Here is an 11,484-nt window from a genome sequence, read left to right as displayed (position 1 = left end):
GCCTAACTGAAGATGATGATGCCGAGGATAATTCCTACGATCATGATGATGTAGAGCATTATTTCGTTACCCGCAAAGCGCTTGTATTTCGTCCAGAAAGAGTAATCGTGTTTGGGGTTTTCCATATACCCTGCAAAAATATACAAAATACCTTAGGCCATGAATATACAAGAGGAAGAAGAAATTAAAAAAGAGTTTCAGTTGGAGCGGGTGATCCTGTTCAGCGATGCGGTGTTTGCCATCATCATTACCATTATGGTGCTGGAGATAAAGCTGCCCGAGGGGCTTAGGCATGCCGAAAGGAGCGAAGTGCAGCACGCCATAATAGAAGTGCTGCCGAGGCTGTTCGGGTATATGACTGCCTTCTTTTTTGTGGGCATGTTTTGGCTGAAGCACCTCAAAATGTTTAGTTACCTTAAAGATTACAGCAAGGGGCTAATTATTTGGAACCTTGTGTTCCTTTTCTTTATATCGCTGTTCCCGTTCGGTGTTTCGGCCATGATAGAATCTTTAGGGCCGGGTAGTGCGATGGGATTGTTTATCTATTTTAATGTGATAGCATTGAGTATGCTGGGGCAAACCATGCTCACCGGTTACCTGGTAAACCATGCCGATACTTTATGCATTAAACCAAAACAGCTGCAAACCAACCTGCAATGGAAGGTGCAAAAACTCAATTACATCAGCATTCCCGTTTTGTACGCATACATCATTTGCTGCCTGTATTTTGAGGTGCCTACGGCTTTTTTTAGCCTTGGGTTTTTGCTGTGGGCGGTAACTAATATCCGTGCACGCAAAAAGTTTTATAAAGCTGAGGACGATGCCAAACCCGTATTAAACCGCTTATTTGCTTCGCGAAAGAAACAGCCGGCGGCACCCGATGCTGCAGAATAAATTAATAGTTGGTTTGTTGATTTTCGGGCACCATAACGGAAGCCGGGTCTAACACAGAGCCGCCGCGCGAGAAGTATTGATAAATCCCTCTGTCGTGCAGTTTTACGATAACCACGCCGCGGCGGGTGCTGGCATGTACAATGTAGCCGTTTTGCAGGTATACGCCCACATGGCTAAACTGCTTGCCATCAAAATCAAAAAACACCAGGTCGCCTTCTTTTAATTCCTCTTCGTATTTACGCTTGATGTTGTTTACCTGCATGGCACAGGTACGCGGCACGGGCATATCATAAACCTGCAATTGCAGCAAAAATACAAGGCCCGAGCAATCAACCCCATCCTTATCCATACCGCCAAACCGGTAGGGCACGCCCATCCATTCATCAATAAAGTTATACAGCCTGCCGTTTTGTATATCATCTCGCTTAAGCCCCATCATGGCCGAGTATTTATCTGCGATAGACCGCTCGGGCTTTACCATAACATAAGGCCCGCGTTTTACGGGCATGTTTATACCGGGATTATTGGTATTCCGCACGGTTAACTTGCGCGAGTGGCAGGCGGTTAATGAAACGGCAACCGCGAAAAAAAGCATCAGCTGGTAATGGCGTAGATTTGGCATAAAGTAAAGATATTGCGAACAGGGAAAACGTTACAACGGATGTTATAAACATTTTAACAATGGGCTATCAAATACGCTTGTCATGCTGAGGGACGAAGCATCTAATCGCCGATTTGCAATGCCGTTAAGCACTGGGCTATCAGATCCTTCGCTATCGCTCAGAATGACAATGTGTAATAATTAGATTGGTTAAGCTAATTGCACATCAAAACGCCTAACTCTTCACCACCCTCTGTATCTCATCAAGTTTCATTAATGCCTCAACAGGGGTAAGGGTATTCACGTCGAGGTTGTTCAGGGTGTCGCGGATCTTAACCAGTACCGGGTCATCTATCGAGAACATTTGCATTTGTACGGCTTGCTTTTGCACCTTGCGGATGCTTTCTTTAATATGCTCGCCGCCGGTACGCTCGTTCTCCAGCTTTTTCAGTATCTCGTTGGCGCGGTTGAGCACTTTGGTTGGCATACCCGCAAGTTTGGCCACGTGTATACCAAAGCTATGTTCGCTGCCGCCGGGAACCAGTTTACGCAGGAAGATGATCTGCTGGCCAACCTCTTTTACCGATACGTTGTAATTTTTTATCCGCGGGAAACTGGTGCTCAACTCGTTCAACTCGTGGTAATGCGTAGCAAACAGCGTTTTGGCCCGCGCCGAATTGTTGTTGTGCAGGTACTCGGCAATCGACCAGGCAATAGATATACCATCGTAAGTAGATGTTCCGCGGCCAATTTCATCCAGCAAAATAAGGCTCCTGTCTGATAAGTTATTGAGGATGCTGGCCGTTTCGTTCATCTCCACCATAAACGTCGATTCGCCCGAGGAGAGGTTATCTGAAGCGCCCACACGTGTAAATATTTTATCAACCAAGCCAATCGAAGCAGCCTTGGCAGGCACAAAACAGCCCATCTGCGCCATCAGTACTATTAAGCCGGTTTGCCTAAGCAATGCCGACTTACCCGCCATGTTGGGACCGGTAATAATGATGATCTGCTGCGAATCCGAATCTAAGAAAACATCGTTGGTGATGTACTCTTCGCCCAGCGGCAGGTTTTTCTCTATAACGGGGTGGCGGCCGCCTTTTATATCCAGTACGCGGCTATCGGTAACCGTGGGTTTTACATAATAGTTTTTGATGGATATAGTGGCAAAGTTAAGCAGTACATCCAGTCGCGCTACCAATTGCGCATTCAGTTGAATGGGTTTGATGTACTCGGCCAAAGCGTATAATAAATCATTATACAGCTTGGTTTCCAAAGCCAATATCTTTTCTTCCGCGCCCAAAATCTGTTCTTCGTATTCCTTTAGTTCGGGCGTAATGTAGCGCTCTGCATTTACCAGGGTTTGCTTGCGTATCCACTCTGTAGGCACTTTATCGCGGTGGCTGTGCGTAACCTCTAAATAGTAGCCAAACACGTTGTTGAACGATACTTTAAGGGAAGGGATGCCCGTTGCTTCGGCTTCGCGTTTTTGTATCTCCAGCAAATAGCCTTTTCCACCAAAAGCAATTTTACGCAGGCGGTCGAGTTCTTCGTTAACGCCGTCATTCATCACCGAGCCTTTTACCAGCATCACCGGTGGCTCGGGGTGTAGTTCGCGCGCAATGCGTTCGCAAATACTGCCGCAAGGGTTTAGCTGCTCGCCAATAGCGCGTAGCGGGGCGCTGTCGGTAGCTTCTGTTACCTTTTTTATTTCGGCAATGGCCAGCAACGCTTTTTTCAGTTGGCTAACCTCGCGCGGGTTGGCGCGTTGTAAACCAATTTTAGAAATAAGCCTCTCCAGGTCGCTTATCTGGCGGATGTATTGTTGCAGGTCTTCGCGCAGCGGCTCGTTTTCAATAAAATATTCTACTACGCCAAGTCGGTCGTTAATAGGCTTTATTTCCTTAAGCGGCATCACAATCCAGCGGCGCAACAGGCGAGCACCCATAGGCGAACAGGTGTTATCCAGCACATCAACCAGTGTTTTAGCATTCTCGTTGGTAGAGCCCACCAGCTCTAGGTTGCGGATACTGAACCTATCGAGCCATAAATAGCGGTCTTCCTCAATACGGCCTATGGCGCTGATGTGCTGCAGGTTGCGGTGTTCTGTCTCATTTAAATAATGCAATGCAACACCGGCCGCTACAATGCCGAGGTTTAACTTATCGATACCAAAACCTTTCAACGATTTTACGCCGAAGTGCTTCAGTAGGGTTTCGGTGGCATAATCGCCGCTGTAAGGCCAATCGTCGAGCGTATAGGTGTAAAAGCGGTCGCCGTAATTATCTTTAAAATCGTGCTGGCGGCTTTTGGGGTAAATTACCTCACTCGGGGCATAGCTTTGTAATAATTTATCAATATAGCCAGGGTTGCCCTGTGCGGTTAAAAACTCCCCGGTTGATATATCTATCAGCGCAATACCGATGCTGTTCTTCTCAAAGTATAAGGAAGCAAGGTAATTATTGCTCTTTTGCTGCAGTATATTATCGTTAATGGCAACGCCGGGGGTAACCAGTTCGGTAACACCACGCTTAACGATGGTTTTGGTGGTTTTGGGGTCTTCCAGCTGGTCGCAAATGGCCACGCGCTGCCCGGCACGTACCAGTTTGGGCAGGTAAGTTTCCAGCGAGTGGTGGGGGAAGCCTGCCAGCTCTATAAAAGTGGCAGCGCCGTTGCCGCGGCGGGTGAGCACAATGCCCAAAATGCCGGCGGCTTTAATGGCATCTTCGCCAAATGTTTCGTAAAAATCGCCCACACGGAACAGCAGCAGGGCACCCGGGTACTTCACCTTTATGGCGTTGTACTGCTGCATTAAAGGGGTTTCTTTGGTTTCGGTAGACTTAGCCAAAATAGTGCAATTAATAATCTGCTAATTTAATCCATTGCGTTTGGATTAATGGCATTGTGGAAAAGTAGATCGTTGTTGGAAAAGTTAGAGAGGTTGGAAGTGTTGGAAAGGTTGAAGAAGTTGGAAGGGTTGAAGAGGTGCTGCCCTTGTTGGAGATGGCTCTAAGAATGGTGTGAAAGAGCTGACGCGTGAATCCGAAATCGAACATCTCAATTCCGAAATTTTTATTGCCTATCTTGCCATAAATCGTCCTGCCGATGGAATCTTTTAATATCACCCAATTACGCCTGCAAAACCAGCATTTGGTACAGCCGGAGTTTATCACGCCTTCGGATATTGTGAAACACATGGGGGCGATGCAATCGCAGGATTATGCCGCTGCCAAATGGGCTTTGGGGCAACGCTTGAAAGGTTGCACCGATGATATGGTTGATAAGGCTCTTGCCGATGGCAGTATTATCCGCACGCATGTGTTGCGGCCTACGTGGCATTTTGTACATCCCGATGATTTGCGATGGATGCTGATGCTTACCGCCAAGCGTATACAAGCCGCAGCAGTAGCCCGGCACAGGCAATTACAATTGGATGCAGCAGTATTAGCCAAATGCGAAAAGCTGATTTTAAAAGCCCTGGATGGCAAAGAGCAAATTACCCGCGATGATGCCGCAGCTTTCCTGACAGCGCATGGCGTGGCTACAAACGAGCAGCGCTTTGTGCATATTATGGAGCATTTAGAGCTGGCGCAATTGGTTTGCAGCGGTGGGCGCGAGGGCAAGCAGTTTACCTACGCTTTATTTGACAAGCGGGTGCCTGCTGCAAAGCTGCCCGAAAAGGAAGAAGCCCTGGCCATGCTTGCCGGGCGGTATTTTACTTCGCATGGCCCGGCAACAATTGCCGACTTTGCATGGTGGAGCGGCTTAACCATAACCGATGCCAAAGCGGGGCTCGAGTCAGTTAAACAAAAATTAACCAGCCATACTTTTGGTAAAGAAGCCTATTGGTTCGCCGAACGGGAGAACCTGAGCGATAAAGCAACAGCTGCACATCTATTACCCAATTACGATGAATATATTGTTGCCTACAAAAACCGAGATGCTACCATTGATGCCCGCCACATCAGCAAAGCCGACCCGCGCGGCACTATTTTTAACCATACCTTCCTCATCAATGGTAAGATAGAAGGCCTTTGGAAGAAAGTTGTTAAGAAAGATACGCTGGAATTGGAGCTGAACCCTTTTAGAAAATTGAACCAAAAAAGTTTAAAAGCGGTTGAGCAGGCTGCCAAACAGTATGCTAAGTTTTTGGGGTTGAAGAAATCACAATTTGCGGAAGTGATTGCGTAAGCCTCAAGCTTGCAGTCGTTTAGCCAATTTTCCTATAGTTAAGCCCTGTACCAAGATTGAAAAGACCACAACGATGTAAGTGATTAGTACAAACTCATCGCGGTACATATTGCCGCCTAAGGATAAGGCCATAGCAACGGATAGTCCGCCGCGCAAGCCGCCCCAGGTGAGCATAGCTACGGCATTTTTTTCGAACTTTATTTTATAGCGCAGTAACGATACCGGGATGAATACGGAAACCCAGCGGGCCAGGAGTACGATAAGGATAACTATTAAACCGATAGCCAAAATGGTGGTGTTAGTTTTTACTACCAGCATCTCCAGCCCAATAAGCAGGAAAAGCACGGCGTTCAGTATCTCATCCACCAGTTCCCAAAATTTATCAAGGTAATCTCGCGTTACGTCAGACATGCCTTCTTGCCTTTTGTTACCCGTGATGATACCGGCAACTACCATGGCTAAGGGTCCCGATATATGAAGCAAGCCCGCGAAGTAATAGCCGCCCATTACTATAGCCAGCGTAATAAGTACTTCCACCTTATAATCATCAATAGAGCGTAGCGCCCAAAAGCCTGCATAACCCAGCACTGCTCCAAACAGCAGCCCGCCCACGGCCTCCTGCAAAAATAAATGCCCTACGGCAGTCGGCGAAAAATTACCCGAAGCGGCTATTTCCGCTATACTGATGAAAATTACTACTGCAATACCATCGTTAAATAACGATTCTCCGGAAATTTTCAATTCCAGTGAGGGCGGTATTTTAGCCTCCTTTAGTATGGCCAGTACGGCAATAGGGTCGGTAGGCGATATTAGGGCACCAAAAAGTAGGCAATAAATAAAGGGCACCGGGCTGTTGAAAAGGGTGAACAACCCATAAACCATGCCTCCCACTAAAAAAGTAGATATCAGGGTGCCGGCCGTGGCTAACAATATAATGGGCCAACGCTCTTTACGCAGGGCATTGGCATCAATGTGGATGGCACCTGCGAACAATAGAAAGCTGAGCATAAAATTCATCAGCACATCCTTAAAATCTACTGAGGCCGCCAGTTGAATGGCTTTTTTTGATAAAGCCGAATTGGAATTACCAAAGGCCGCCAACAAAATGGAGCACAGCAACGATAGCACCATAACGCCAATAGTAGGCGGCCACTTAATAAATTTTTTATTGATGTAGGCAAAAACGGCGGTGATAACGATGGTGATGGTTATGATCTCTTGGGTATTCATCATAGCACCTGCAAGATACTCAATTTAGAGGGGATTTGGGGTAAAAGCAGGGCGATTTAGGGCCCTAAGAAAGCCTACTTATACACCGTTTGCGCATCCGCCTCGTTACTCATCTCGATGATCACGGTATCAAGCCGCTCTAATTCGCTGGAGATGTAGTTAAGCACTACCGAATCGGCTGGGTCTACCTTTAGGATATCTACCAATGCTTTCAGGTTGGCCAGCGGGCTGCGGATAAGGTGCGATTGCTTCCAGGCCATATCTTTTATGCTTTCTATATGGCGGTGTATATTGCGGTAGGCTTGTTGCAGATGTTGTTCGGACCGCTTTCGGTCGGTTATATCTGTAGCCGCCAATACTAACCCTAGTATATTCCCTTCGCGGTTGGCAACGGGCACCATGCGCACATGGTACCACAAATGGCCGCCCTCGCTATCCGGAAAGCTTATCTCGTAACTAACGGTTTCGCCATTAAGCACCATGGCAATGTACTCGCTGAATTTGCCCATGCGCTCGGGCAATATATGCGATACCAGGTTGGCGCTCAGGGCCGGGTCGTAATTAAATTCTTTTTCGGCATAGTCCAACGCCAGGTTATTATATTCTATTATCTGCAGTTCGGTACTTAGCAGCAGGTAGGCCGTATCGGTATTATTGAGGATGGTTTGCAGGTTGGCCTCGGTGCGTAGCAAGGCTGCTTTTTCGCGTTGTATCAGTTCTTCGGCATGCTTGCGTTCGGTAATATCCAGCATGGTACCAATAATTGATGGTACGCCGCTCATGATCACCCGGCTGCCGTAAAACTCGATCCAGTTGTGGCTGCCATCTTTCCGCAAGCCGCGTGTCTCGTAATGCACGCTTTCTATTTCTCCATCTAAACGCGCACGGATGCTTTCGTTAACATGATCGCGGTGTTCGGGGTGTATGATCAGGCCTGATGGATACTGGCCCACCAGTTCCGAAATTTCGTAACCAAATACTTCGGCAAAGCGCGGGTTCACATAACTAAATTTACCATGCTGCACAATGTAAATGCCTACCATAGATCGTTCGGCAATGGTGCGGAATTTCAGTTCGGCATCCGTAAGCCCTTGTTCCATAGCTTTGCGTATGGTAACATCGCGGGCTATAACCATCACCCTGTCGTTGGGGAAGGTTTTTACATTTACCTCTACTTCAAATACTTCGCCGTTTTTGCGCATAAAACGCCTTTCGCGTACGGTGGAAGTGGCAGGGGCAGAGGGGGCAACGTATTTAAGCGGGTCGGTTTTTAACTGTTCGGGGTCAACCAGCTGCGTAATATTCATTTCCAACAGTTCTTCGCGGGTGTAGCCCGTCATGCTGCACATGCTTTCGTTCACGTTGGTGAAGCACCCGTCGTGGTCGAGGATATATATAGCATCCGAAGCCTGCTCAATAAGCTCGCGGTATTTCTCCTCGCTCTTTTGCAGCTGGTGTAAAAGGTTTAGTAACTCTATCTTTTCGTTCATGCAGGCCGGGTAGATGTTAGCTTGAAGGCGTTGATAATGTAGTTATTATAAAACTACTAATAAAAATTGATGATTTTATGCAAGTAAATAAATATCACTAACAGGAATAAAAGCAAAAGCCTATAGCTCAGCTTTTTCTGCCCAGTTAATTTCCTGTGGCAGCGCAGCCCTGCTAAACTCAATATGCATTACTTTGCGCGGTTTGCTATTGGTAGTGCGGTTAGAGGCATGCAGCAGCAGCGGCCGCATGATCATGATGCCGCCGGCCTTAACGCAGCAGGTGGTTTCGGTTTCGGCGTTCCAATCAATAGTTTCGGGGCGGTATACGCCTTTGAGGTGTGAGCCGGGTACAACCTTTAAAGCGCCATTACCTTCGTCGGCATCATCAAGGTGAATGCGGATGGTAAAGTTGTCTTCGAGAATATTTAAAGGAGGCTGCACGGCAAATTGGTTTTGCTTCACCGTCCATGGCCCAAAGCCGGGCAGTTCCACTTTTTGATCTACGGATATGGTTAAATCCTGGTGCCAGGCTACAAACCAGTTAGATTCTTCGGGTTTATCGAAATAGATGGATTTCACTACGAAGTAGCCTTCGCCAAATAATTCAGTAATGATTTGGCTCAACCTATCATTAAAAATAACTTTTGAAGTACCGGGCACTTCTTTCAAGAACTGGCGGATAGCGAAAAGCCCCGCGCTTTTACGGAAAGTGTCGCTATCTGTATCAGCTTCGCGGATGTGCCTTAAAACAGCAAGGATCTCGTCCTTGCTATAAACATCTTCGATAACTGTAAAGCCGTTATCAGTGATATTTTGCAGATGAGATCCTTGCATGTTCGTTCCCTGGAAGATTTGACAACTTTCGAAAAGTTGACAAATTTGACGCGAGTTGTTAGAAACTGTTCCTGATGCTGTTGCTCAATGTTTTGGCGCTCCAGTAACCGCTATCCAAAATACGGCGAACGGTTAACAGCGGGTAGTTAGGGTCGCGCTTATCGGCCAATTGGAATGCCATTCTGAAACCTTTTTTATTCAATTCAGGCAAAACAGGCGGTTTCCAAATACCGAAGGGATAAGCAAAGTACTCTATTTTTTTACCGGTTATTTCTTCCAGCTTTTTGGTTGGCTTGTCTATTTGGGTAACCCAATCGTCAACAGGTTTTGTTGTGATCTTACCGTTTTTGCCAATTATCTTTAATTCGCCATTGTGGGTGTATTTGTCAACACGGTGGTGGTCCCAGGTGTGGCTGGCAATTACGTTACCCGCATCCGATAGGCTTTTTACCATTTCGGGCGTCATGTAATGCGGGCGGCCAAGCGATACTGTCATTACAAAGTACACTGCTTTAAAGCCGTACTTTTTCAGCTCAGGGGCAGCAATGGTGTACTGGTCTAAATCGGTATCATCAAACGTGAGCATGATGGGTTTTTTAGGCAATGCCGCACCGGTTGTTAAATAGTTGTATAGCTGATCGGGCAGTATGGTATGGTAACCGCTATCGGCCAGCATTTTTATGTGTTCTTTAAAGGCTGCTATCTGTACAATATAATCTTTTGCGTTTTTGCTGTCGGTGGCTTTCCAATCGCGTATTTGGTGATAGCATAGGATAGGCACTTGTTTGCGGGCCAACACCGCTGCATTGTCAACCGGGCCGGTAGCCAGCTTTACTTCTGCTGCAGGAGCTTCGCTCTGTTGCGTAACCGCTGCGGTGTCGGCTTTTTTATCGGTTGATGTTGGTTTGCTTTGGCAGGATATCATGCCGAAAACGAGGAGCGGCAGCACTGCCGAAAACTGCTTTAACATAGCTGAGATGGTTGATTATAAATTACAGGGCGCTAAAATAATATAATTCTGAGGTATATATTATTAACTGTTAATAAATAAAATAGGAATTAAAGCACAATGCGTTTGCCTTCGGCGATGGACCTTTTGGCGGCATCCAGTATTTGCATCACTATCATGTTGTACTTTAACGATGAGCGGTCGTTAATGCCCAGCAAACGATTTTTGAGTACCATTTGCAGGTAGGTTACCGGGTTATCCAACGGTGCTTCTAATGCCGTAGTTATGTTGGCATTTGTTTGCACATCGTTTACGCGGGTGAGCGTGTTGTTTTTGTCGAAGGCGTGCATGTAACCTTTATCACCAAACACCTCCAGGTCTTTTATAGAGAAGGGCCAGTTCCACGATGCTTCTATTAAACCGGTAGCGGTGGGGTATTCTACCACAATATTAACATCATCTTCTACCTTGGGGTACACGTTCATTTTAAAATGGCGTGCCACTGCTGTAACGGCAACCGGCCTTTGGCCTTCCATCAGCCAGGTCATCAGGTCGGCACCGTAGCAACCGAAGTCTATCAGGGCACCGCCGCCATTCAGTTCGGGGTCGGTAAGCCAGCTTAAAAATTCTTTGCTGCAGCCAATTTCTTTTGGCCCCTGGTGGCCATCGTGCACCACCATTTTGCGAATGTTGCCAATGCTATCTTTAGATGCCATGTTGTACACATGCTGGTAGGAGGGGTACCAGGTTGTTTCGTAATTGGTGAGCAGTTTTATGTAATACTTCAAAGCCAAAAACTCCATGCGTTTGGCCTGTGCCAAAGTTGCGGCCAATGGTTTTTCAACCATCACGCTAATGCCCAGGGGGGCACAAGTTTCCACTACATCAATATGTTTTGCCACCGGGTTATAGCCCAAAACCGCATCGGGCTTGGTGGTTGTGCACATCTTTTTAAGGTCGTCGTAAAAAATGGAATCGGGCAGGTGGTAGCGCTCCTTGTATTTGGTGCGCAGGGCTTTGTCGGTTTCGGCAATGCCCACAATAATTACTTTTCCCTGCTGGTAATCGCTCAGGATGCCGTTCACATGATCGTGCGACATACCCGCTATGCCCAGCCTTAAAGTACTTAACAACACCGGGGTTACCGGTACTATGGGGGTAACCGCCGGTGTTGTAGTAACAGCAGGTTTTACCTTGGTGGTATCCTGCGCAAATGAAATTGATCTGAATGCAGCTAAAAGTATGAAAAGGCAGAATAAAGATCTTGATAATTTCATGATGGTATAATTCAAATA

10 protein-coding genes are annotated in these 11,484 nt (G+C 46.9%); 2 read left to right on the top strand and 8 right to left on the bottom strand.

The window, feature by feature from the left end:
- Positions 1-2: 2 nt before the first annotated feature.
- Positions 3-125, bottom strand: a complete 123-nt coding sequence (locus BC343_RS31810) for a hypothetical protein (protein WP_262493378.1) — start codon at positions 123-125, stop codon at positions 3-5.
- A gap of 34 nt (positions 126-159) precedes the next feature.
- Between BC343_RS31810 and BC343_RS13520 the strand changes: the two genes are divergently transcribed.
- A complete protein-coding gene (locus tag BC343_RS13520) occupies positions 160-894 on the top strand; it encodes a TMEM175 family protein (RefSeq protein WP_078348326.1) in 735 nt (244 codons plus the stop codon).
- A 1-nt stretch (position 895) separates the two neighbouring features.
- Here the strand turns inward: BC343_RS13520 and BC343_RS13515 are convergent, their stop codons facing one another.
- Both BC343_RS13515 and mutS read right to left on the bottom strand, forming a co-directional pair.
- Entirely contained in the window at positions 896-1,516 is a 621-nt protein-coding gene (locus BC343_RS13515) for a C40 family peptidase (protein WP_078348325.1), read from the bottom strand.
- Between the two features lie 214 nt (positions 1,517-1,730).
- Positions 1,731-4,307, bottom strand: a complete 2,577-nt coding sequence (gene mutS / locus BC343_RS13510) for a DNA mismatch repair protein MutS (protein ID WP_202909800.1) — start codon at positions 4,305-4,307, stop codon at positions 1,731-1,733.
- Positions 4,308-4,600: 293 nt separating this feature from the next.
- Between mutS and BC343_RS13505 the strand changes: the two genes are divergently transcribed.
- Positions 4,601-5,686 carry a winged helix DNA-binding domain-containing protein gene (locus tag BC343_RS13505; RefSeq protein WP_078348323.1) on the top strand — a complete coding sequence of 362 codons (1,086 nt, stop codon included), beginning with the start codon at positions 4,601-4,603 and terminating at the stop codon, positions 5,684-5,686.
- A 3-nt stretch (positions 5,687-5,689) separates the two neighbouring features.
- On the opposite strand, the gene BC343_RS13500 is transcribed toward BC343_RS13505, so the two are convergent.
- From BC343_RS13500 to BC343_RS13480, 5 genes are all read right to left on the bottom strand, one after another.
- On the bottom strand, positions 5,690-6,919 hold the full coding sequence (locus BC343_RS13500) for a cation:proton antiporter (RefSeq protein WP_238381772.1): 1,230 nt from the start codon (positions 6,917-6,919) through the stop codon (positions 5,690-5,692).
- Positions 6,920-6,990: 71 nt separating this feature from the next.
- On the bottom strand, positions 6,991-8,406 hold the full coding sequence (locus BC343_RS13495; protein WP_078348321.1) for a PAS domain S-box protein: 1,416 nt from the start codon (positions 8,404-8,406) through the stop codon (positions 6,991-6,993).
- Between the two features lie 120 nt (positions 8,407-8,526).
- Positions 8,527-9,240, bottom strand: coding sequence for a phytanoyl-CoA dioxygenase family protein (locus BC343_RS13490; RefSeq protein ID WP_078348319.1), 714 nt, complete (start codon positions 9,238-9,240; stop codon positions 8,527-8,529).
- A 58-nt stretch (positions 9,241-9,298) separates the two neighbouring features.
- On the bottom strand, positions 9,299-10,210 hold the full coding sequence (locus BC343_RS13485; RefSeq protein WP_078348317.1) for a polysaccharide deacetylase family protein: 912 nt from the start codon (positions 10,208-10,210) through the stop codon (positions 9,299-9,301).
- Between the two features lie 89 nt (positions 10,211-10,299).
- A complete protein-coding gene (locus tag BC343_RS13480; RefSeq protein ID WP_078348316.1) occupies positions 10,300-11,466 on the bottom strand; it encodes a Gfo/Idh/MocA family protein in 1,167 nt (388 codons plus the stop codon).
- Positions 11,467-11,484 lie beyond the last annotated feature (18 nt).

The sequence above is a fragment of the Mucilaginibacter pedocola genome (assembly GCF_002013915.1).
GTDB classification, from domain to species: Bacteria; Bacteroidota; Bacteroidia; order Sphingobacteriales; family Sphingobacteriaceae; genus Mucilaginibacter; species Mucilaginibacter pedocola.
Note: the sequence above shows the minus strand (reverse complement) of the source record. Positions and strands in the feature narration are given on the sequence as shown.